Here is a 20370-nt window from a genome sequence, read left to right as displayed (position 1 = left end):
ACACGCCTCCGTGGGAGGAGACGATGATTGACTCGTCGGTGCGAGTTGGGTGTCTCCATCTCGGCGACCTCTCTCCGGAGCAGCACGCTGCGTACGACTGGTGTGCGGAGACCGGTGTGGAACGCGACTATCTGCCGGTCGACGACGTCGTCCAGGGCAGGACGGAGCTGTCGTCGTACGACGTGCTGTGGTGGCACTGCGACGAACCGGTCGACGACGACCGGGTGACGGCGCTCGAGGGACCGGTCGGCGCGTATCTCCGCGACGGCGGCGGACTCCTCCTCGGGCTCCACGCGCTCGCCACCGTCGAGGCGCTGGGGATCGACCCCGTCGGACCCGACGCGACGGGCGTCGAGGAGGTGTCCGAGTCGACGGGACTGCTGGTCAAACGACTGCACGCCGACCACCCCGCCTTCGACGGGTTCGACGGCCTCCGCGTGCCGACGCGCGGTCCCGGCGGCGCACAGCCGTTCGCCCGTTACGAGGGGCGTCTCCCCTCGACGGGAGACGTCCTCGCGAGCACCGTCCACGGCGACGCCGACCACCCGCGGCAGGTGTCGACGCTCTCGTGGACGGTCGGGACGGGCACCGTCGTCGGCGCGGGCGCGGGCGTCACGTTCGACGTCCCGCCCGAAGAGGACCACGTCGGTCGACGCGATCGGTTCGTCGGCAACGTGTTGAGCTATCTCGCCGGCGAGGCGGCGGCGACGCCGACGACCCGCCCCCAGACGCGCGAGGGGTTCCAGCGCCTCCGCGACGCGCTCGCGGCGGACCACAATCGGCCGCGGTACCACCTGTCGCCGCCGGCGAACTGGCTCAACGACCCCAACGGGCTCATTCACTGGGACGGCCAGTATCACATCTTCTACCAGTACAACCCCGGTGGGCCGTACCACAGCACCATCCACTGGGGGCACGCCGTCAGCGACGATCTGCTGCACTGGCGGGACGAACCAGTCGCGCTCGCACCCACGCCCGACAGTCCCGACGCCGACGGCTGCTGGTCGGGCTGTGCCGTCGACGACGACGGCACCGCGACGCTGCTCTACACGGGGGGGCAGGACCGAAAGCAGCTCCCGTGTCTGGCGACGACGACCGACCCCGACCTCCGGACGTGGGAGAAACTCGACGACAACCCCGTCATCGAGGAGCCGCCGGCCGAACTCCACGTCCTCGGGTCCGACCACTGGGAGGCGGAGTTCCGCGACCACTCCGTCTGGTTCGACGACGGCACGTGGTACCAGCTGATCGGCTCGGGCATCGTCGACGTCGGCGGGACGGCGCTTCTGTACCGCTCGGAGGACCTCCGCGAGTGGGACTATCTCGGACCGCTGCTCACCGGCGACGTCGCGGAGACGGGCCACATGTGGGAGTGCCCCGAACTACTGGACTTCGGCGACCGACAGCTGCTGCACGTCTCGAACTACGACACCGTCCCGTACTACGTCGGCGTCGTCCGCGACGGCCGACTCGACACCGAGCGGTCGGGCGTCCTCGACTACGGCGAGTTCTACGCCCCACAGTCGATGCAGTGCGACGACGGCCGACAGCTCACCTGGGGGTGGGTGAAGGAGACGCGCGAGGAGTCCGCCCAGTGGGACGCCGGCTGGTCGGGGCTGCTCTCGCTCCCACGCCTGCTCGACCTCGACGAAGAGGGAACGCTCCGTCAGCGACCTGCCAGAGAGCTCCGCCAACTCCGCGGCGACCACGTCCACCACGAGGGGCTGACGCTCAGTCCGACCGACCCGAGCGTCCTCGACGTCCGCGGCGTCGCACTGGAGTTCGACGTCGAACTCCGACTCGACGGTGCCGACGAGTTCGGTCTCGTCGTCCGCGAGTCGCCCGACGGCGTCGAACGCACGCCGATCCGGTACACCGGCGACGAGATCGTCGTCGACCGTGCACACGCGAGTCGGAGTACCGACGTGGCGACCAGCGCGCAGACGATGCCCGTCGACGACGACGGGTCGCTCCGCCTGCGGGCGTTCCTCGACGGGTCGACGCTCGAACTGTTCGCCGACGACCACCGCTGTCTCACGACGCGGGTCTACCCGACCCGCGACGACAGCGACGGCGTCTCCATCTACGCGAAGGGGGGCGCCGTCACCGTCGACCGCCTCGACGTCTGGCAGCTGGAGGCGACGTGGCCCGAGTTCGACTCCGGACCCGAGTGACGACCGACTGAAAATTTTTGTATGAGAAGTGCGAACGGAGCTCATGGACAGACCTCGCCCTGTCGAAGTCCTCGTCCCAGCCACGACGTTTCTGGTCGCCGGCTGGCTCATCGGTGGCGACGTCGTCGGCGCGACCGTCGGTGCAGTCGTCGGCATCGCGCTGGGAGCGACCGCCAGCGTCGCCAGCCGCGCCGACGGCAACGGATTCACGGACGCCGACCGCGCGACGGACGACCGAGGCGGGTAGCCGCCGTCAGTAGCCGCCGGAGCGACGGTCGCGCCGCGGCTCGAACGGTTCCTCCAACTCCTCGTCCTCGGTCGGAACGTGACCGTGCGCGAGCGTCCCGCGGATCCACGTCCGGTCGCCGTCGACGCCGAGTCGAAGCGTCGGCGCGAAGCTCCCGCCGAAGCGACGCTGCTGTTCTTCGGGCGGGAGGTCGGCGACGTCGTCGAGCGACCGTCCGCCGAGGTCGTAGTAGTTGAAGAAGCTGTGGACCAGGATCTCGTCGCGATGGCCGAACGCGAGCCACGAGTACGCCTGGAACGGCGCGTTGCCGGGGTTGGCGACGACGAGTCCGGAGTCGTTGAGCGGTTCGTACTCCCCCTTCAGCGAGTCGGCGACGAACCCGTACAGGCCGTCGAACCCGTGCAGTCCCGGGGCGAACGTGTGTTCGTGACTCGGGGTGAAGAGATAGTAGCGGTCGTCGTGGACGACGACGTGCGGTCGTTCCAGCTCTTGATTCACGCAGGTCCCCTCGACCAGCGGCGGGCGGAGCTCCCAGTCGGTCGGGTCGCCGCTCTCGGAGGTGGCGACGCCGATACAGCCGTTGAACTCCTGTTGGGCCGCGTCGCCGTCGCAGGCGTCGCTCCCCTCGGGGACGGGCGCGTTCCCTTCGAACAGCAGGTGGGTCTTCCCGGTCTGGGGGTCCTCGAAGAACCACGGGTCGCGGAAGGTGTAGATCATCCCGCGGGACTGGTCTTCCGTCTCGTAGAACTCGCCGTCGGCGGCGAGCAGGATCTCGTGGTCGAACGGGCCGTCGACGTCGACGCCCTCGTCGCTCGTCTCGACGGTTCCGCCGTGGCCGACGGCGAGACGCTGTTCGTAGGTGAGCTCCCCCTCGTCGCGGCGGCCGGACGCCGTGTAGAAGAAGTACAGCTCGCCGTCGTCGTAGAGCGCCGACCCGGCCCACTGTCGCGACCCGAACGCGGCCCCCTCTTCGAACAGGCGGCCGCCGCAGTGCCACTCCTGGCCGTCACGGGAGTAGAAGTACCGGAGAGCGGCGACGTCGTGACGTTTCCCCGGCAGGAGGTCCGCGGGAGCGGTCAGCGACACGAGGACGCGCCAGCCGTCCAGATCGGCGATGCTGCCGTCGCGGGTCCGGAGGAGCCACGTGTCCCAGATGTGGAGTTCCCGGAAGGCGTCCTCCGCGGGCGGGTAGATGATGGGGGCGACGTTGTCGGCGGTGCGCTCGATCCGCTCGGCCTGCTCCCGCGTCCACGAGGTCGGCCGTCGACCGCCGTCGGCGGCGGTGTCGAGTCGGTGCGTCATACCGTGACGTCTCTGTGGGCGGTCGAAAACTCCCTCGGTCCGCGACGGGAGACGTCTACAGGCGCTGTCGGACGAGTTCCGAACGTCCGTCGGCTAGTGGTCGCCGACGAACGCCAGTAGCTCCTCGTTCACCCGCTCGGGTGCGTCCAACTGGACCCAGTGGCTCGCCTCGGGGATTCGCCGGACCGTCAGGTCCGACACCCACTCGTCGAGTCCCTCGGTCAACGCATCGGTGAGCGCGAAGTCCGCCTCGCCCCAGAGCAGCAGCGTCGGCACGTCGACGTCGCGGGCGGCCACGTCGCCCTCGACGAACGGGAGGTGGTCCTTGAGTTCCTCGCGGATGACCGACCGGTAGTAGTTGAGGGCGGCGGTGGCCGCTCCCGGTCGGGAGAACGCCTCTCTGTACCGTTCGAGATCGGCGTCGGTGAAGGCGTCCGGCGTCGTCGATCCGCCACGGAAGACGCCCTCGAGCGCCGCACAGTCACGGCGGGTCAGATACCACTCGGGGAGCCACGGGAGTTGGAAGTAGAACATGTACCACGACTTCCGTCGCTGTTCGCCGTTGCGCCGGAGTTCGCGCTCGAACGCGCCCGGGTGGGGGGCGTTCAGGACGGAGAGCGTCTCGACGACCGCCGGGTGGCGAGCGGCGACGTTCCAGGCGATGCCGCCGCCCCAGTCGTGGGCGACGAGGTGGGCGCTGTCGCCGAACTCGCCGATCAGGTCGACGACGTCGGCGGTGAGTTCGGAGATGCGGTAGGCGTCGACGCCGGGCGGTTTCTCCGAGCGGTTGTAGCCGCGGAGGTCCGGCGCGACGACGTGGTACTCGTCGTCGAGTGCGGGGATCTGTTCGTGCCACGAGTACCAGAACTCGGGGAACCCGTGCAGGAGTACGACCGTCTCATCGTCGGGGTCGCCGGCCTCGACGTAGTGGAGTCGGACGTCGTTGACGACAGTCTGGCGGTGGACCAGTCGAGTGTGTTCCGTCACGCCCGTCGGTTCGTGAGGCAGCCACAAAACCCCGACCGGTTCCCGCTCGTGTCTTGGTTCCTGTAACTCACACGAGCAACTATTCCAAAGTTTGAGGTGGTGGTGGGTTGTCTCTCCCGGAGATGAGCCGCCACCGTTCTCGCTTCTCGGGTGATTCGCGGCTCCTCCACCGGCAGGTGATTCGGATCCCGTTGCCGAACGAGGAGGCCGAACTGGGCCTCTACCGGAACATGGGGACCGTCGCCGCCGCCCAAGAGCGGAAAGCCGAGATGATCTTGGACCCCGACGTCTCGATGCTCGACGTGTACGAGCGGCAACTCGAGGGACTCGAACGAAGCTATCGGGCGTCGGTCGAACGGGACATGGGCGACGACTTCGAGGCGGCGGCGCTCGCCTACGCAGAGGGCGACCGCGACGACGGCGTCGCGGCGACGGCGGCGTATCTCAACGAAGCCGTCTGGCGCATCCAGCAGATGTTCACGGTGTCGGACATGGTCGTGTTCCCGCTGATACTGCGCTACCCTCGCTGTTGTACGATCAACGTTCGGTTCGTCCGGGGGCACGTCGCCGAGAACGTGATCTGGTACGAGTCGCCCGAACACTCGGAGGAAGAACTCGACGAGGAGTACGCCGAGGTCTACCACTGCGAGAGTCGCTACTCGCAGCGACAGGCGGCCGAACGTATCAGAGCGGCGGCGGAGACCGTCCGCGACCAGTTCCCCGACCCCCGGGAGACGCCGTTCGAGGAGCGCCGTCTCGGCGGCGTCGTGAGCGCGTTCGGCCGGCGTGGGTCGGCGTTCTGTTCGGGACTCGAAGCCGTCGCCCCCGACCCCGATCGGTTCGGCGACTCGTCGGCTCTCACGGCCGCCGAGATCGCCGAGGAGAGTCCGCTCGCCCGAGAGACCGAAGACGAGTGGCTCGCAGACGACGCGGTCGTGCTCTGACGTCGGTCGTCGACAGACGCACCAAGCCGTCTCGCTGCCTCCGAGATCAGTCAATCGACAGACAGCGCCGTGACGAAAGCGAGTCCTTTTATACCGACGACCGACTCGCTCGAAGCGAGACAACGAAATGAGCGACGGCCCGGAATCCGACTTCGTCGAGTACGGCATCGAAGACAGACCACCCCTGCCGACGTCGCTGCTGCTCGGGGTCCAACACTACCTGACGATGGTCGGGGCGAACGTCGCCGTCCCGCTCATCCTCGCGGGTGCGCTCGGGATGCCCGAGTCGGTCGTCCCGCGGTTCGTCGGCACGTTCTTCGTCGTCTCGGGCGTCGCCACGCTCGCACAGACGACGTTCGGGAACCGCTACCCCATCGTCCAGGGCGCGCCGTTCTCGATGCTCGCGCCCGCCCTCGCCGTCGTCGGCGTGGTACAGGCGACACCCGGCGGAGACTGGAACACCGCGCTGGTGCATCTTCAGGGTGCGATCGTCGTCGCGGCACTGGTCGAGGTCGCCATCGGGTACTTCGGTCTCCTCGGCCGCCTCCGGCAGTATCTCTCGCCCGTCGTCGTCGCGCCGACCATCGCACTCATCGGTCTCTCGCTGTTCGACACGCCGCAGATCGTCACCGCGACGCAGAACTGGTGGCTCCTCGGGCTGACGCTCCTGCTCATCACCCTGTTCTCGCAGTACCTCGACGGCGCACATCCCGTGTTCAAACTGTTTCCGGTGCTGCTCGGCGTCGTCGTCGCCTACGTCGTGGCGCTCGCGCTCTCGCTCGCCGGCGTCTACCACCCCGGCGCACCCGGGTTCGTCGACGTCGCAGCCATCTTCGAGAACCCCGTGGTCGTCCCCGTCTACCCGCTTCAGTGGGGGGTCCCGCAGGTCGAGCTCTCCTTGGTCGTCGGGATGCTGGCCGGCGTCGCCGCCAGCATCGTCGAGTCGTTCGGCGACTACCACGCCGTCGCCCGTCTCTCGGGCGTCGGCGCACCCTCCGAGCGACGGATCAACCACGGTATCGGCATGGAGGGGCTGATGAACGCCTTCGCGGGCGTCATGGGCGCGGCGGGGTCGACCTCCTACTCGGAGAACATCGGTGCCATCAGCCTCACCGGAGTCGCGAGCCGCTACGTCGTCCAGGTCGGCGCGGCCGCGATGCTCGTCTTCGGCTTCTTCGGCTACTTCGGCGGGTTCGTCGCCTCCATCCCCGACCCCATCGTCGGCGGCCTCTACGTCGCCATGTTCGGCCAGATCGTCGCGGTCGGCCTCTCGAACCTCAAGTACGTCGACCTCGACTCCTCGCGGAACATCTACGTGCTCGGCGTCTCGACGTTCGCGGGGCTGGCGATCCCGACGTACATGAACAACCTCGAGGGGGCGTCCGCCCTGCAGGAGGGACTCGCCCAGGTCGCCGTCCTCGGTCCGGTGCTCGGGACGCAGGTAATCGCCGACACGCTCTTCGTCGTCGGCGGAACGGGGATGGCCGTCGGCGGCCTCGTCGCGTTCGTCCTCGACAACACCATCACGGGAACCCACGAGGAGCGCGGCCTCGAGGAGTGGGAAGAGCGCGCCGAGAGCGACGAAGAGTTCGCCTCCGCTTACGACCGGTTCGTCCGTAGCAACGACTCTGGCGTGAACGCGGACTGAGAGGGGGTCGCAAACGGATTCAGTTAGTCACGCGATCTATTCTCTGAGGATTGTCAGAAGTGGCGTGACCCAGACAGAGGGTGCGTGCAGCACACCGAACAGGTTCTATTCACAGAGGATAGTCTGAATCTCCTTTTCAGTAGGTATGCCTGCTCCTCAATCGAGAATCCTACATCTCTATTCCCGGTTGCTCAGTCCAGTTCCAATTGCAGCACCAAGCGCCACTCCGATAGCGAGCCACAGTCCCAGATTATCTGTCGCAGAACCGATAGCGGCCCCGATTGCAAGTCCAATCGCCATTCCTGCCCCCACGTCTTTCCCGCTCGATGCTGTCTCGCTTTCCTCGCTCATGTACTCTCGTGGATTGTTGGAGGTGGTAAGTCCACCGTCTGTATCTACCGATTCGGACGAGCGAGACTCGCGACGCACTCCTGTGACCGACTTGCGCACTGAATTCACCTATGGAAATTCTGCTGGCTCAACTAACCACCGCTGGCGATAAAGTTGTTCGCACGATCTCACGTCTCTCGCTCTTCAACGGCGCGAAACCACTAGGCTGCGTGGTGATTGAGACCTCCACAACCGGTAGGCGGTCGGAACGAGTTCCGCGATAGCTGTCGCTCACACTGGCTCCATCCGGCCACTGAGGAACGCCGGTCCGGCGTTCCTCAGATTCCCGTTTTCAGGCGCTCACCCCCGGTGGGTCGTAGACTTCCTCCCGGTCGAGCATGTGGTAAATCGACACCAGTAGCTTTCGCGCGGTTGCCACGATTGCTTTCTTGGAACTCTTGCGACTCGCCAAGCGGTCGTAGAACCGACGCAAGTACTCGTCGTTGCAGGTGTGAACTGCGACGTACGTACACTGGACGAGGATCCATCGTACCCGTCCGGATCCTCGCTTTGAGATGCCACCCTCGAACCGCGAGTCGCCAGACTCGCGGATCACCGGGTTCAATCCCACGTAACTCACGACTTGTTTATCCTCGTCGAACCGCTCGATCTCGCCAAGTTCAGCGTAGATCGTTAACGCTGAGTAGTAGCTGACACCAGGAATCGTCATCAGCAGCTGGGTCTCCTTCAGAGACCCAGCGCGTTCCTCGATCTCCAGTTCGAGCGACTCGATTTCAGCGGTGAGCGTTTCGATTATCGTCACGTAGGAGTCCAGTAACGAGTCCCACGGTGTCGGGAGCGAGAGTTCCCGCAGGAACTCTCGTCCCTCCACACTCAGCGGTTTCACGTCTTCGGTGATGCCGTGCTCAGAAAGCAACCCGTGAACTTTGTTCGCGTAGCTGGTTCGATTTTCGACCAACTTCTGTCGCCCGCGCACGAGTGCGCGGGCTTTCCGAACCTCATCGGTAGGAACGTAACTCTCGGGGATGGAATTGAGCCGTACCATCCGCGCGAGCTGTTTCGCATCAACGCGGTCGGTTTTCTTGTCTGAGTGAGCGATGAGCTTCAGTTTGCCAGGGTTGGCGACAACCACGTCCAAGTACTCTGAGAGAGTATCATGGACGTGGTAGTAATTGCTGGTTGCTTCAATCGCTGCTGTGGCTCCAGCGTAGCGCTGGGCGAGGTCGTCGAGGTTCGCGTTTTTGACGCGAACCTCTTCGACAAGCTCACCAGCTTGATCGATTACTGCCACTTGCGCGTACCGCTTGTGTAAGTCGATTCCGAGGTACATGGTTTGTTCCTCCGGGACGCCGGTGCGTGAACAGAAATTCACCTATGCGGGCTTTCCCGGATGCCGCTCCGGCGGCATCCGGGCTGTCTCGCCCAAGTCTCGGCTTCCTGCGCACTCGGACCAGTCAGCACGACGTGCTCTCGGGCACGGAACTCAGGTCGGTCTCTTGCGCCCCATACTTTGTTCACGCGCTCTATGGGTAGCAGAATTTCCATCGAGTCAGCACGACCACAGGGACCTCTCCGATTGCTGTCAGAAGTCGCGTGCAACACTCAGAGAATATCTGACGATACGAGTGGGGGAAGATACTTTTTGAAAGGGACAGAAATCGACGTATGAACCGCCGTGCCCTCCTTGCATCGTTCGCTACCGGCGGAATCGTCTCAACTGCCGGGTGTCTGGACAGTCCCACGGGGACTCAAAATGAGTCGTTCCAGCTCGGTTACGTCGCAGTTCACAACTCCACTGAGAACGCTCATCAGATCATGATTCGAGTGATGCGCAACGGAACGAGCGTTCACCGTTCGACACACGATGTCGCCGGACAGGACGGGGCCATCGTCGAGAGCGCGATTCCGGAGTGCGATTGGGGGAGCACCCCTGGTCGATACGAAGTCGCTGTTCGCATCGAAGATGGTGACTGGGTCACCGAGTCGTTCCAGGGGTATGACACAGATGGTGGCGACTGTTCGGTTGCACTCGCCGAGGGCAGACTCCGGGAGGAAGAACGCCTCGGCCTCGGCTACCGCCGAGCGTGCGATTACGACAACCCTCCTGATGGCCTCTGTTCGTTTGACCAGTAATACACTCGCGCTCTGTATTCAGCACGCAGATTCCGGCAGGTAGGAATGTTGAGACATTGAAGCGTACGAAGACTTCCACTAACCACGATGGGTAGCCGCTTCAGGCGAGGTTCACGGTAGTAGTGGGCCGTCCCGGATTTGAACCCCGGTCGCTCCCGTTCGCTCGCTACGCTCGCTCACCTTCCGCTCCCTGGTTCAAATCCTCAGTGTTCCATTTCCGCAACTCGTGTTGTTCGCGTACGCCTCGCTGTCGCTCGGCGACGCTCATTGAAGTTGAGTTGCGGAAAATGGGCCGTCCCGGATTTGAACCGAGGTTCCGAGCACCCGATGCTCGAAGGATACCAAGCTACCCCAACGGCCCGCACTCTATCGGATGCGAGGGTACTGTTTAACAGTTGTGATACGTGGTAGTCTGAGCGACCCGTTACCGTACCGCGACCCCACGCCGTCGGTCGTTCAGTACGTCGTGTAGCCGTCGGTGTCGAGGTAGTTGTGGACCACGGTCATCGAGTGGTCGGCGTGGAGCACCTTCGGACCGATGCGGACCCGTTCGTCGACCGCCTCAGCGAGCAGCGTCTCCTCCTCGTCGGTGAAGTCGTTGTGGTCCGAGAGGACGAACAGTGGGTTCTCCGGGGGTTCGACGTCGACGACGGGGTCGCCGTCCTCGTGCAACTGGACGACCGCCGCGTCTCTCGCCGTCGCCTCGAGCGTCTCTTCGAAACCCATCCGATAGACCGACACGCCCGGCGACGACTCGGCGGGCATGTGGCCGATGGCCTCGTCTTTCTTCTCCAGCGCCTTGCGGATCAGGGCGGCCGTGCTCCGCTCGTCGGGGTTGAGTCGTCGGAGTTCCCTCCCTTCGAAGCGGACCGTGAGTTCGTCGCCGAGCACGAGGTGGACGCGGACGTCCTCGCGGATGGCGTGCGAGAGGAAGAACGCGGAGTTGACACAGCGACACAGCACGTCGAGTCGCCCCGCACCGCCGGCGATGTCGTCGAGCGAGAACGACGGGTCGGTGGGGACGTCGTGACCGAGAACGATGAACTGACGCATACCGGAGAGTGCGGCGAGCGGGTAATGGCTCTGTCCACTCGCGGACGCTGCCGGCGCTGTCGTCGGCGCTATCGCTATGTCCTCGCGGCACCTGTCTCGGGTATGATACGGTTCCTGCTCGTCGCACTCCTCCTGCTGTCGACGACGGCGGTCGTCGCGGGCGTCCCGGACGTCCGACTCACCGTCTCCGAGGTGGTCGTCGAACCGACGACGCCGCTCGTCGGCGAACGGGTCACCGTCACCGTGACAGTGCAGAACTCCGGCGGCAGTAACTCACCAGTCGACGTCGACCGAATCATCCTCCGCGACGACGACGGTCGACTCGACACCGCCGAGAACCTGGGGGCGCTCTCGCAGGGCGACTCGGTGACCGTCCCGCTCACCGCTCGGTTCGACGACTCCGGCGTGCAGACGCTCGAACTGCGCGTCGTCGGCACTGACGAGAACCGAAACAGCGTCCGCATCTCCCACCCCGTGCCCGTCGCCGTCGAACGCGCCGCTCCACAGGTGACGCTCGCCGTCGCCGACCCCGCCGTCGACGCCGAGAGTCGCGTGCAGGTGACGCTCGCGAACCCCGCCGCCGTCCCCGTCCGGAATCTCGTCGTCGACTTCGACGGATCGTTCGGCGAGGCCGTCGACGGTCGACAGGTCGTCCCCTTCCTCGGCGCCGGCGAGACGGCGACGGTGAACCTCACCGCGATTCCGACGGCCGCAGGCGACCGCGAACTCGCCGTCCGCGTCGACTACACCACCGACTCGGGCACCGAAGCGACGACGACGCTGTCGAACGTCGTCTCGGTCGCCCCCTACGTCGACGACGTCGGTCTGGAAGTGCGACCGGTCCGCCCCGCCACGTCCGACGGGACGACCGACGTCGGCGATCTGCAGGGACTGCTCACCGGCGGCGGGGCCGTCACCGACGCGGGCAGCGACGCGGAGAACGTCGAACCCGACCCGACGCTCGTCGAGGTGGTCGTCACGAACTTCGGCACCGTCCCGCTCGACGACGTCGTGGTCGCCCCCGCGACGGCGAACCAGACGCTCCCGCGACAGGCCGTGGCGGGTCCGATCCTCCCCGGCGAGAGCGCGACGGCGCTCGTCGACCTCCGGGAGGTGCGACAGACCGAGAGCCTCCAGGTCGTCGTCGACTACGAGGCCGGCGTCCGCGAGCGTCGGGTGGAGACGACGTACATCTATCGTCCCCTCGTCGGCGACGTCCGCATCACGGACGTCCGACTGACCGCCGGGGATGGAACGGTCACGCTCTCGGGGAACGCCGCCAACGTCGGCCGCGGGGAGGCGACCGGCGTCGTCGTCGCCGTCGTCCCGACCGACCTGGTCGAACCGACCTACCCGCAGCGTGACTACTTCGTCGGGACGATCGGTGGCAGCGACTTCGCGCCGTTCGACCTCACTGCCGAAGTGAACGAGTCGGCGACGGCGGTCCCCGTCCAGGTCACGTATCAAGTCGACGGCGTCCGCTACACCCACGTCTACGATCTCCCGTACGAGGTCGCCGACGCGGGGCGGAACCGCGGCGGACTCCGACTGCCCGCCCTCGGAACCGCACTCGTCTTGCTCGTGGGTATCCCCGTCCTCCTCGTTCTCGCCCACCGGTCGGAACGGTTCGACCCGTTCGGACGGTTCCGTCGATGAGTCTCCTCTCTCACCTCACCGACGGCTCGCCGTCCGTCCTCCTCGCGCGACGGAACCTCACCCGGAACCGACTCCGGTCGGGACTCGCGGTGCTCGGCATCGTCATCGGGGTCTTCGCCATCGCGGCGCTGGGCATCCTCGGAACCGTCCTCGAACTGACCGCGACGGAGTCGCTGGGCGGCCTCGGCGATCAGGTCATCGTCACGCCGAACGCCGAGACGGGCAGCGACAGCCTCGACTCCCGCGACGTCCAGCAGATCGAGCGCATCGCCACCGGCGCGGAGGTGGTTCCGCTCGTCACGGGCGGTGCGGTCGCAGAGCGCGGCGAGCGTCGCTCGTTCGTCACGCTCTACGGGACCGAGGAACCGGCCTCGCTGTTCGTCGCCGCCGACGGCGAACTCCCCGAGCGGCACGTTCGCGGGGCGGTCGTCGGATCGGAGGTCGCCGCCGACCTCGGCGTCGGCGTCGGGCGGACGCTCGACATCGAAGGCCGGGAGTACCGCATCGTCGCCGTTCTCGAACCCGCGGAGGGAATCTCCCCCCTCTCTCCCGACGGCGCGGTGATCCTCCCACCGGCGGCGTTCGTCCAGGAGGAGGTCACGCAGGTCATCGTGCAGGCGGACTCCGGGACGGCGGCCGCCCGTATCGCCGACGACGTCAGGAGTCAACTGAACGCCCGCGAGGATCGGGTCGACGTCTTCGAACTCTCGTCTATCATCGACCAGATCGGCGACTTCTTCGATCTCCTCTCGGCGTTCCTGCTCGCCATCGGCTCTATCTCGCTACTCGTCGCCGGCGTGAGCATCCTGAACGTGATGCTGATGAGTACGAGCGAACGTCGCGAGGAGATCGGCGTCTTCCGCGCCGTCGGTGTCCAGAAGCGCGACGTGATGCGGATGATTCTCGTCGAAGCGACGCTTCTGGGCGTCGTCGGCGGACTCCTCGGAGTCGTTCTCGCCGTCGCGGGCACCGCCGTGCTCTACCTCCTCGTTGCGGAGGTGACGCTCTCGGCGATCCTCGCCGTGCAGAACGGGCTCTATCTCCTCGTCTCGTTCGGCTTCGGCGTCGTCGTCAGCCTCGTCTCGGGGCTGTACCCGGCGTGGACGGCGGCGAACGAGCGACCGGTCGACGCGCTTCGCGGAGGGTAGCGACGCTCGTCGCCTCTCGATCCGGAGTGAAGACCCGGTCGAACGCCGTCGACGAGAGTTTATCACTGACGACGTGACCACCGACCCCGTGCGCTGACTATCACCACGGAGTGCCTCGCGGAAGTACGGCACCAAACTTCGTGACGCAGACGTCGACGGTGCCGTCTGTTCGCCCACTGCCGCGTACCCTCGCGACTGCCGCGAGTCTGGTCGTCCCGACTTCGATCGCCGTCTCAGTCGAGTTCCTTCACCACGGTCGCGGGGTTCCCGCCGACGACGACGTTCTCGGGGACGTCGCTCGTCACGACGGCACCCGAAGCGACGACGGCCCCGTCCCCGATGGTGACGCCTGGGTTTATCACGGCGCGCCCACCCAGCCAGACGTCGTCACCGATCTCGACGGGTGCACCGTACTCCGGACCGGCCGCCCGGGTCTCGGCGTCGAGCGGGTGGGTGGCGGTGTAGATGTGCACCCCGGGTGCGAACATACAGTCGTCGCCGACGGTCACCTCACAGACGTCGAGGACGACGCAGTCGTAGTTCGCGTAGAACTCGTCGCCGACGTGGACGTTGTAGCCGTAGTCGCACCGAAACGGCGGCTCGACGTAGCAGTCCTCGCCGACCGATCCGAACAGCTCCGTCAGCAGCTCGTCGCGACGGTCGTGTTCGGTCTCGGTCGTCTCGTTGTAGAGACGCGTGAGTCGCTTCGCCCGCTCGCGCTCCTCGACGAGGACGGGGTCGGAGGCGTCGTACAGCTCACCGGCGAGCATCTTCTCTTTCTCTGTCGGCATACGTCGTGCTGGTGTGGCTACGTAAAAAACGGGTCGACTGTCGAGACACCGCCTGCGAGAGCGTCGGTGTGGACGACCGTCACCGCGGGGTGCTCGTCCCGTCGGTCGCCTCGAGGTACTTCTGGAGCAACGCGGGGAAATCCCGGCCCTTCAGATACCGGAGCCCGAAGTCCTCCGCCCAGGCGATGATGCCGGTGTCCTCGGTGACGACGCCGGCGTCCAACTCGCGGGCGAGGATGAGCAGGTCGAAGTCCTCCCGCGAGTCGAGGACGCCGCGACGGAGCGTCGTCCGATACTCCTGTCGGAGATCAGAGATGACCTTGTCGATCTCGGTCATGTACTCGTGTTCGTCGAGCGGCTTGCCGCGAGAGTCTTCGACCTTCCTGACGGCTTTCTCCGACACTCTCAGTCCGCGGTTGACCCGGTCGCTCATCTCGTCGATGAACCGGAAGACGATCTCCGCGGGGATCGCCACCTCGAAGCGGTCGGGGTTCTTCTTGATCACCCAGGTGTTGAGCTTCGAGATTATCTCGTCGTCGACGTCGCGGTCGGCGAGCATCTCCGTGAGTTCCTCGTACACCGACGGCGGGATGTAACAGGAGATGTTGAGTTCGAGCTTCGCCCGAGCGACGAGATCCAACAGGCGGTCGACCGCCGCCTCGAGGTCTTCGTCGTCCTCACGTATCTCCTCGGTGATGAACACCGACGTGTCGAGGACGAACCGTTGCTTCAGTGGATGCTCGACCATCACTCTCTCTTTGGGCTACGTTACCAAAGCATTCTCGCCTGTCGACGACGCAGTCGACGAGCGAACGCTTAATCTGGTAGATACTCACTATCACGTCATGGAGTACCACGAGCTGCTCGGGATCGGCTCCGAGGCGGCCCCCGACGTTCTCGAACACTTCGAGCGAGCTACGTACGAGGGTCGAGAGTATCGCCACCTCCCGGATACGCGTCACTCGATCGAACGCGGGACGGTGCTCATCGAAGGGACGGCGGTTCGCGGGTTCCCGAAGATCCTGCGGACGCTCGTCCTCGACCCCGGCGTTCGGCGCTTCTTCGACGGTCCGTTCGTCGCCGAAGAGAAGCTCAACGGCTACAACGTCCGTGTCGCTCGGATCGACGGCGACCTCCTCGCGTTCACCCGAAGCGGCTACATCTGTCCGTTCACGACGCGAACCGTCCCCGAACGGGTCGAGTTGGCTCCCTTCTTCGACGCCCACCCCGAGTTGATGCTGTGCGGAGAGATGATCGGTCCGGAGAGTCCCTACACGGACCACGACTATCCGACGGTCGACTCCCTCGAGTTCCGTGTCTTCGACGTCCGACACCGTGAGTCGGGCGATCCGCTCCTCGTCGACCGCCGTCGTCGCCTGTGCGAAGACTACGACCTCCCGCAGGCGACGTCGTTCGGCGTGTTCGACCCCGAGACGGCCGCCGCCGAGCTCCGGACGATCGTCGAAGAACTCGACGCCGAGGACCGAGAAGGGGTCGTGATGAAGTCGCTCGACGGCCGGAACCAGCTGAAGTACACCACCGCTGCGGCCAACCAGGGGTCGCTCGCCTACGCCTTCGCCGTCCCGTTCGACTACGGTCCCGACTTCCTCTTCCCGCGTGTCATGCGCGAGGCGTTCCAGTCGGTCGAGTTCGGCGAGAGCGAGGCCGAAGCTCGCGAACGAGCGCACGCGCTCGGCGAGGCGATCCTCCTCCCGGCCGTCGACGCGATTCGGGAGGTCCAGCGCGACGGCGAGACCGGGGAGGAACACACCGTCCGCGGCCCGCCGGAGGCCGTCGACGCGCTGTTCGATCATCTCGACCGGATGAACCTGCGCACGACGGTACGGCGCGACGAGACGGTCGACGGCGAGCGCGTCGTCACGTTCCTGAAACACTCGGCGGCGACGACGGACTCGGTGAAGAGCTATCTAGACGGACAGACGTTCCGGAGCTGAGAGGTCGGTCTCGTCGGCGACCCACAGTCACTCCTCTCTCTCGTCGTGGTCCGTCGCTTCCACGCGGCGGTTGACGTCGAGGTGATAGTGTCTGAGGATGTCGCGCCCGATGAGCACCGGATGCGTCATGTGGCCCCGGTCGACGACGTTGGCGGCGACAGTGTGTCGTGTCCCGCCGATGCCGACGACAACGTCCACCACCGGTCTGCTCTTCCCTCGCTTGACGCTCCCCGAACGGATGCGACTCACCGTGTGGATGGGACCGGCACCGATCTCGGCGGCGAGACGGAGGTCGATGCTCGTCCGTTCGGCACCCGTGTCTGCCTTTCCGACGACGGTCTCCGTCCCGGTCGTCCCGCTGACGACGATCCGTTCGGTGAAGCCGACGACGACCGGCCGGTCGGGGACGTGCGAGAGCGGCGTCGGCGTACAGGAGGGCTCCGAGTCGTCGAGCGTCGCGGCGAGTGCCGAGACGCGTGCGTCGTCGACGTCGCCGCCGCCGCGCTCGACGGCGAGACGAGCGATGTACGGGGCAGGACTCCGGCCCGTCGCCCGATAGAGGCCTTTGAACCCCGCCGTGGGGTTGACCTCGAGGACGTACCAGCCGTCGCTACCCTCGATGAGGTCGACGCCTGCGTAGTCGAGACCGAGCGCCGCCGTGGCCTCGCGAGCGACGGCGAGGACCTCGTCCGTGACGTGGTCGCTCGCGTCCTCGACGTCGCCGCCGAGGGCGACGTTGGTACGCCAGTCACCTTCCGGTGCGTAGCGGAACATCGACCCGACGACGTCGTCGCCGACGACGTACACCCGGAGGTCCCGCGGACGCTCTCTCGTTCCGATGAACCGTTGGAGGAACGCTCGGCGGTTGCCCACCTTCGCCGTGTAGACGTCTCGGTCCCCGACTCGCCACGTTCCGCCGCCGTTGGTTCCGACGGCCGTCTTGTAGACCGCGTCGGGACCGAACGCCGAACGGAACTCCGAGAGGAGATCGCCGCCGAGGGCGAACACCGTCTCCGGCGTCCTGATACCCGCCCGGGCCAACGCTGCGGCCGCCGCCGTCTTGTGGGCCGCCCGGATCGTCGCGTCGGGAGCGTTGAGCATCGGTCGGAGCGCCTCGAGCGTGAGCGCGACGCCGTGGTCCTCCAGCGGCTGGTCGGTCTTCGAGAGGAGCAGTCGGTTGACGACGACGTCGACGTCCGGCCGCAGGTCGACGTCCTCGTCGACGAAGTGAAACACCAGGTTCTCCTCTCGGAGCCAGACGGGGGTGTGGCCGAGCGCCTCGACCGCGTTGAGGATCGCCTTCGTCTCCTTGCTGCTGTGCAGGCTCAACACCCCCACTCGAACGCGGTTCCGTTCCATCCTAGAAGTAGTCGACAGAGCGTAGAAAGGGTGTCGCTCGCCGAGAGCAGTCGTCGCTACTCGCTCTTCCCGATCAGTGGGACGCCTCGACCAGTTCGACGAGTTCCTCGGTCCCGTGGTAGCCGAACCGCTGCTCGGCCAGTTCCCCGTCGCGGTAGAGTAGGAGGGTCGGGACACCTTGCATCTCCAGCTCCTCGACCAGATCGAGCGTCTGTGAGGCGTTGATCATCGCGACCGCGACGCCGGTCGCACGGGCGACGTTGCCCAAGATCGGTTCCTGCATCTTGCACTTGCCACAGCCCTCGGTGTAGAACTCGACGAGGAGGTCGTCGTGTTCGTCGATGGCGGCGTCGAGTGCGGCACGGTCGTCGAGGCGGATCGGTTTGGAACTGAGATGTGTGTCGCTCATGGTGTCTGATATCGGCGGCAGTGGGTTAGCTGTTGATGGGTCGTCGCGGTGCGCTCACGACGGGGTCGTCGCGTCTCTCGGTCCGAAAGAGGGCGACTACGCGTATTGACGGATGAGGGCGGCGTACTGGTCGGCCTGTTTGACGCCGACGAGCGACTCCTGCGGTTCGCCGTTCGCGTAGAGAACCGTCGTCGGGATGCCACGGACGCCGTGTTGGGCGGCGAGCTGCTGGAACTGATCGGAGTCGACTTTCAGGACGGCTGCTGGCGTCTCCTGTGCGACCGTCTCCAGGATCGGCTCGAGCATCTGGCACGGACCACACCAGTCGGCGTAGAAGTCCACGAGGACGACGTCGTGGTCGGCGACGACCGTCGCGAAGTCGTCGCTGGACTCCAGGGTGATCGGGCTGGTCGGCGTGGTCTTCGTCGCTTGTTCGTCTGTCATTACACTCGATACGAACCGTACCGACATAAGGGTTGTGTATGGTTGGTCCAATACTAAACAAACACCCGTCTGCGGCGGCAGTCGTTCACTGGAGTCGGTCTGCGAACGCGTACGGCAGTGCGGTGTAGACGAACGCGTTTCCGGCGAGCGCGTCGACGGTAGTGTACTCGTCGACGGCGTGAGCGGTGTCCGTCCCGAGGGCGAACTCGACGGTCGGGATGCCAGCGTTTCTGAGCTGTTTCGCGTCCCCGCCGCCGGTCGCACTCCGACGGTAGACCCGCTCACCGGTGGCCTCACGCGCGAGCGCTGTCGTCGCAGAGACGATGGGGTCGTCGACGTCGACGATCGTCCCGACGCTCCGGCGACTGTCGGTGAGTTCCACGCCGTCGAACTCCTCCAGACGGCTGCGAACCGCCGCGAGGATGGCTCGGGTGTCGACGCCGGGCGAGACACGGACGTCGAGCCGGGCGGTCGCCCGCTCGGGGACGCTGTTGATCGCCTCGCCGCCGTCGAGCGTTCCGAGGTTGACGGTCGGATACTCGAACAGCGTGCGAGCCTCCCGCTCGCCCATCTGGGGCGCGTAGTAGTCGATCGACTCCTCGACGGTCGCTCGAACGTCGTCGTCGAGGTTGAGTGGCCGCGCTTCGAGCAGCTCTCGGACCGCCGTCACCGCATCGTACAGTCGGTCGATGGCGTTCGTCCCGAGCATCGGCCGCGACCCGTGGGCCGCCGCTCCCCGCGCTTCGAGGGTGAGCCAGAGACTGCCACGGTCTGCGACGGTGACGGAGTGACGGCCCCGTTCACAGGTCGTCTCGCCGACGACACAGCCGTCGGCGGCGAGATGACCTCCCTCGATCAACGCCGGCAGACCGGCCGCACCGCCGGTCTCCTCGTCGCTGACGAAGGCGAAGGTGAGCGAGACGGGCGGCGTCGTTCCGGTCTCGGCGTACGCTCGAGCGGCCAGAAGCATCGCGGCCAGCGGTCCCTTCATGTCCGTCGCTCCCCGTCCGTAGAGCCGCTCGCCGACACGTTCTCCCAGCGGGTCGTGGGTCCACGCCGTCGAGTCGAAGGGAACGGTGTCGACGTGTCCGTTGTAGAGGAGCGTGTGCTCGGACGTACCCGGGAGTCTCGCGACGAGGTTCGGTTTCGCCTCGTCGACGGCGATGCGTTCGGTCTCGAACCCGGCAGTACGGAGCGACCGCTCCAGCCACGCGATCAGGTCGGCCGTCTCACCGGGCGGGTTCTGCGTGTCGAAACCGAGGAGTGCGAGCGCCGTCTCGGTGAGTTGGTCGCGACGGTCGTCGAGGAACTCCGAGAGCGGAGGAGGGAGCGACGACACGGCCACTCACTCGTCCGCCGTCGACGTCGACGGGTCGGTCGCGTACGACTCACGGAACTCGTGGACGAGTCGGCCCATCTCGGCGTACCAGTCGTTGAGCGTCCGCTGGAGGTCGTCGGCGATCGCCTCCGGGTCGGCCAGCCGGTAGACGTGACAGTAGCCGCCGGTCTCGTAGGACTGCTGTTCTTTCTCGACGAGTCCACTCTGACACAGTCGCTGCACGGCGCGGTACGTCGTCGAGCGCTCGCGGTCGACCGCGGCCGCGAGGTCGTCGACGGTCATCGGACGCGACTGTTCGACGAGCGTCCGGAAACAGCGCCGTTCGAGATCGCCGAGGCCGTGAATACACTCCAAGAGCCCCTCACACGCCATGTCCTGCCGGAGGTGGTCGCGCATCGAGTTTCCCATACTCGTCCTTCGGCCTCTGTCG

General features: G+C 66.1%; 20 protein-coding genes and 1 tRNA gene. 8 read left to right on the top strand and 13 right to left on the bottom strand.

What is annotated here, in order from left to right:
- Positions 1-23 precede the first annotated feature (23 nt).
- A complete protein-coding gene (locus EOHIBHHM_RS11185) occupies positions 24-2174 on the top strand; it encodes a GH32 C-terminal domain-containing protein (RefSeq protein WP_497250555.1) in 2151 nt (716 codons plus the stop codon).
- Positions 2175-2217: 43 nt separating this feature from the next.
- Positions 2218-2421, top strand: coding sequence for a hypothetical protein (locus tag EOHIBHHM_RS11180; protein WP_497250553.1), 204 nt, complete (start codon positions 2218-2220; stop codon positions 2419-2421).
- A 6-nt stretch (positions 2422-2427) separates the two neighbouring features.
- Here EOHIBHHM_RS11180 and EOHIBHHM_RS11175 read toward each other — a convergent pair whose 3' ends face one another.
- Together EOHIBHHM_RS11175 and EOHIBHHM_RS11170 are read right to left on the bottom strand one after the other, a co-directional pair.
- Positions 2428-3723, bottom strand: coding sequence for a glycoside hydrolase family 68 protein (locus tag EOHIBHHM_RS11175; RefSeq protein ID WP_497250551.1), 1296 nt, complete (start codon positions 3721-3723; stop codon positions 2428-2430).
- Positions 3724-3816: 93 nt separating this feature from the next.
- Positions 3817-4710 (bottom strand): alpha/beta fold hydrolase, encoded by an 894-nt coding sequence (locus EOHIBHHM_RS11170; protein ID WP_497250549.1) that lies wholly within the window; start codon positions 4708-4710, stop codon positions 3817-3819.
- A 122-nt stretch (positions 4711-4832) separates the two neighbouring features.
- Here EOHIBHHM_RS11170 and EOHIBHHM_RS11165 point away from each other — a divergent pair, with 122 nt between their 5' ends.
- Positions 4833-5654, top strand: coding sequence for a hypothetical protein (locus EOHIBHHM_RS11165; protein WP_497250547.1), 822 nt, complete (start codon positions 4833-4835; stop codon positions 5652-5654).
- Between the two features lie 127 nt (positions 5655-5781).
- Positions 5782-7302: a uracil-xanthine permease family protein gene (locus EOHIBHHM_RS11160; RefSeq protein ID WP_497250545.1), complete on the top strand. Its 1521-nt coding sequence runs from the start codon at positions 5782-5784 to the stop codon at positions 7300-7302.
- Positions 7303-7479: 177 nt separating this feature from the next.
- Here the strand turns inward: EOHIBHHM_RS11160 and EOHIBHHM_RS11155 are convergent, their stop codons facing one another.
- On the bottom strand, positions 7480-7653 hold the full coding sequence (locus EOHIBHHM_RS11155; protein WP_497250543.1) for a glycine zipper domain-containing protein: 174 nt from the start codon (positions 7651-7653) through the stop codon (positions 7480-7482).
- A gap of 331 nt (positions 7654-7984) precedes the next feature.
- A complete protein-coding gene (locus tag EOHIBHHM_RS11150; protein WP_497250541.1) occupies positions 7985-8983 on the bottom strand; it encodes an IS110 family RNA-guided transposase in 999 nt (332 codons plus the stop codon).
- A 335-nt stretch (positions 8984-9318) separates the two neighbouring features.
- Here EOHIBHHM_RS11150 and EOHIBHHM_RS11145 point away from each other — a divergent pair, with 335 nt between their 5' ends.
- Positions 9319-9786, top strand: a complete 468-nt coding sequence (locus EOHIBHHM_RS11145) for a hypothetical protein (protein ID WP_497250539.1) — start codon at positions 9319-9321, stop codon at positions 9784-9786.
- A 288-nt stretch (positions 9787-10074) separates the two neighbouring features.
- Here EOHIBHHM_RS11145 and EOHIBHHM_RS11140 read toward each other — a convergent pair.
- A tRNA-Pro gene (locus EOHIBHHM_RS11140) sits at positions 10075-10147 on the bottom strand.
- 95 nt (positions 10148-10242) lie between these two features.
- Positions 10243-10839, bottom strand: coding sequence for a tRNA (pseudouridine(54)-N(1))-methyltransferase TrmY (trmY, locus tag EOHIBHHM_RS11135; RefSeq protein WP_497250537.1), 597 nt, complete (start codon positions 10837-10839; stop codon positions 10243-10245).
- A gap of 102 nt (positions 10840-10941) precedes the next feature.
- Here trmY and EOHIBHHM_RS11130 point away from each other — a divergent pair, with 102 nt between their 5' ends.
- On the top strand, positions 10942-12495 hold the full coding sequence (locus EOHIBHHM_RS11130) for a CARDB domain-containing protein (protein ID WP_497250535.1): 1554 nt from the start codon (positions 10942-10944) through the stop codon (positions 12493-12495).
- Positions 12492-13643, top strand: coding sequence for an ABC transporter permease (locus EOHIBHHM_RS11125; protein WP_497250533.1), 1152 nt, complete (start codon positions 12492-12494; stop codon positions 13641-13643). Before EOHIBHHM_RS11130 ends, EOHIBHHM_RS11125 begins: the two co-directional genes overlap by 4 nt.
- Before the next feature lie 233 nt (positions 13644-13876).
- Here EOHIBHHM_RS11125 and EOHIBHHM_RS11120 read toward each other — a convergent pair whose 3' ends face one another.
- Positions 13877-14434 carry a sugar O-acetyltransferase gene (locus EOHIBHHM_RS11120; protein WP_497250531.1) on the bottom strand — a complete coding sequence of 186 codons (558 nt, stop codon included), beginning with the start codon at positions 14432-14434 and terminating at the stop codon, positions 13877-13879.
- Positions 14435-14513: 79 nt separating this feature from the next.
- Positions 14514-15182, bottom strand: a complete 669-nt coding sequence (locus EOHIBHHM_RS11115) for an RNA ligase partner protein (protein WP_497250529.1) — start codon at positions 15180-15182, stop codon at positions 14514-14516.
- Positions 15183-15279: 97 nt separating this feature from the next.
- On the opposite strand from EOHIBHHM_RS11115, the gene EOHIBHHM_RS11110 reads away from it, so the two are divergent.
- Complete coding sequence (locus EOHIBHHM_RS11110; RefSeq protein ID WP_497250527.1) at positions 15280-16389, top strand: RNA ligase; 1110 nt, start codon at positions 15280-15282, stop codon at positions 16387-16389.
- Positions 16390-16416: 27 nt separating this feature from the next.
- On the opposite strand, the gene EOHIBHHM_RS11105 is transcribed toward EOHIBHHM_RS11110, so the two are convergent.
- The 5 genes from EOHIBHHM_RS11105 to EOHIBHHM_RS11085 form a co-directional block, all read right to left on the bottom strand.
- The gene (locus EOHIBHHM_RS11105; RefSeq protein ID WP_497250525.1) at positions 16417-17748 is read right to left on the bottom strand and encodes an ATP-grasp domain-containing protein; all 1332 of its coding nucleotides are present in this window, start codon (positions 17746-17748) and stop codon (positions 16417-16419) included.
- Positions 17749-17821: 73 nt separating this feature from the next.
- Positions 17822-18157 (bottom strand): thioredoxin family protein, encoded by a 336-nt coding sequence (locus EOHIBHHM_RS11100; protein ID WP_497250523.1) that lies wholly within the window; start codon positions 18155-18157, stop codon positions 17822-17824.
- Between the two features lie 96 nt (positions 18158-18253).
- Positions 18254-18601 carry a thioredoxin family protein gene (locus EOHIBHHM_RS11095; RefSeq protein WP_089820660.1) on the bottom strand — a complete coding sequence of 116 codons (348 nt, stop codon included), beginning with the start codon at positions 18599-18601 and terminating at the stop codon, positions 18254-18256.
- 85 nt (positions 18602-18686) lie between these two features.
- On the bottom strand, positions 18687-19940 hold the full coding sequence (locus tag EOHIBHHM_RS11090; protein WP_497250521.1) for a M20 family metallopeptidase: 1254 nt from the start codon (positions 19938-19940) through the stop codon (positions 18687-18689).
- 6 nt (positions 19941-19946) lie between these two features.
- Positions 19947-20348 carry a helix-turn-helix domain-containing protein gene (locus EOHIBHHM_RS11085; RefSeq protein ID WP_497250519.1) on the bottom strand — a complete coding sequence of 134 codons (402 nt, stop codon included), beginning with the start codon at positions 20346-20348 and terminating at the stop codon, positions 19947-19949.
- Positions 20349-20370: the final 22 nt, after the last annotated feature.

The sequence above is a fragment of the Halogranum roseipondis genome, assembly GCF_059695585.1.
The sequence above is the reverse complement of the archived record's forward strand: the minus strand, read 5'-3'. Positions and strand labels throughout refer to the sequence as shown.

Excerpts from the sequence above, each read along its gene's own strand:
- EOHIBHHM_RS11125 (WP_497250533.1), top strand. The coding sequence starts at position 12,492 with ATGAGTCTCCTCTCTCACCTCACCGACGGCTCGCCGTCCGTCCTCCTC.
- EOHIBHHM_RS11185 (WP_497250555.1), top strand. The coding sequence starts at position 24 with ATGATTGACTCGTCGGTGCGAGTTGGGTGTCTCCATCTCGGCGACCTC.
- EOHIBHHM_RS11150 (WP_497250541.1), bottom strand. The coding sequence starts at position 8,983 with ATGTACCTCGGAATCGACTTACACAAGCGGTACGCGCAAGTGGCAGTA.
- EOHIBHHM_RS11110 (WP_497250527.1), top strand. The coding sequence starts at position 15,280 with ATGGAGTACCACGAGCTGCTCGGGATCGGCTCCGAGGCGGCCCCCGAC.
- EOHIBHHM_RS11160 (WP_497250545.1), top strand. The coding sequence starts at position 5,782 with ATGAGCGACGGCCCGGAATCCGACTTCGTCGAGTACGGCATCGAAGAC.
- EOHIBHHM_RS11095 (WP_089820660.1), bottom strand. The coding sequence starts at position 18,601 with ATGACAGACGAACAAGCGACGAAGACCACGCCGACCAGCCCGATCACC.
- EOHIBHHM_RS11120 (WP_497250531.1), bottom strand. The coding sequence starts at position 14,434 with ATGCCGACAGAGAAAGAGAAGATGCTCGCCGGTGAGCTGTACGACGCC.
- EOHIBHHM_RS11100 (WP_497250523.1), bottom strand. The coding sequence starts at position 18,157 with ATGAGCGACACACATCTCAGTTCCAAACCGATCCGCCTCGACGACCGT.
- EOHIBHHM_RS11155 (WP_497250543.1), bottom strand. The coding sequence starts at position 7,653 with ATGAGCGAGGAAAGCGAGACAGCATCGAGCGGGAAAGACGTGGGGGCA.
- EOHIBHHM_RS11105 (WP_497250525.1), bottom strand. The coding sequence starts at position 17,748 with ATGGAACGGAACCGCGTTCGAGTGGGGGTGTTGAGCCTGCACAGCAGC.
- EOHIBHHM_RS11130 (WP_497250535.1), top strand. The coding sequence starts at position 10,942 with ATGATACGGTTCCTGCTCGTCGCACTCCTCCTGCTGTCGACGACGGCG.
- EOHIBHHM_RS11145 (WP_497250539.1), top strand. The coding sequence starts at position 9,319 with ATGAACCGCCGTGCCCTCCTTGCATCGTTCGCTACCGGCGGAATCGTC.
- EOHIBHHM_RS11180 (WP_497250553.1), top strand. The coding sequence starts at position 2,218 with ATGGACAGACCTCGCCCTGTCGAAGTCCTCGTCCCAGCCACGACGTTT.
- EOHIBHHM_RS11175 (WP_497250551.1), bottom strand. The coding sequence starts at position 3,723 with ATGACGCACCGACTCGACACCGCCGCCGACGGCGGTCGACGGCCGACC.
- EOHIBHHM_RS11115 (WP_497250529.1), bottom strand. The coding sequence starts at position 15,182 with ATGGTCGAGCATCCACTGAAGCAACGGTTCGTCCTCGACACGTCGGTG.
- EOHIBHHM_RS11085 (WP_497250519.1), bottom strand. The coding sequence starts at position 20,348 with ATGGGAAACTCGATGCGCGACCACCTCCGGCAGGACATGGCGTGTGAG.
- EOHIBHHM_RS11165 (WP_497250547.1), top strand. The coding sequence starts at position 4,833 with ATGAGCCGCCACCGTTCTCGCTTCTCGGGTGATTCGCGGCTCCTCCAC.
- trmY (WP_497250537.1), bottom strand. The coding sequence starts at position 10,839 with ATGCGTCAGTTCATCGTTCTCGGTCACGACGTCCCCACCGACCCGTCG.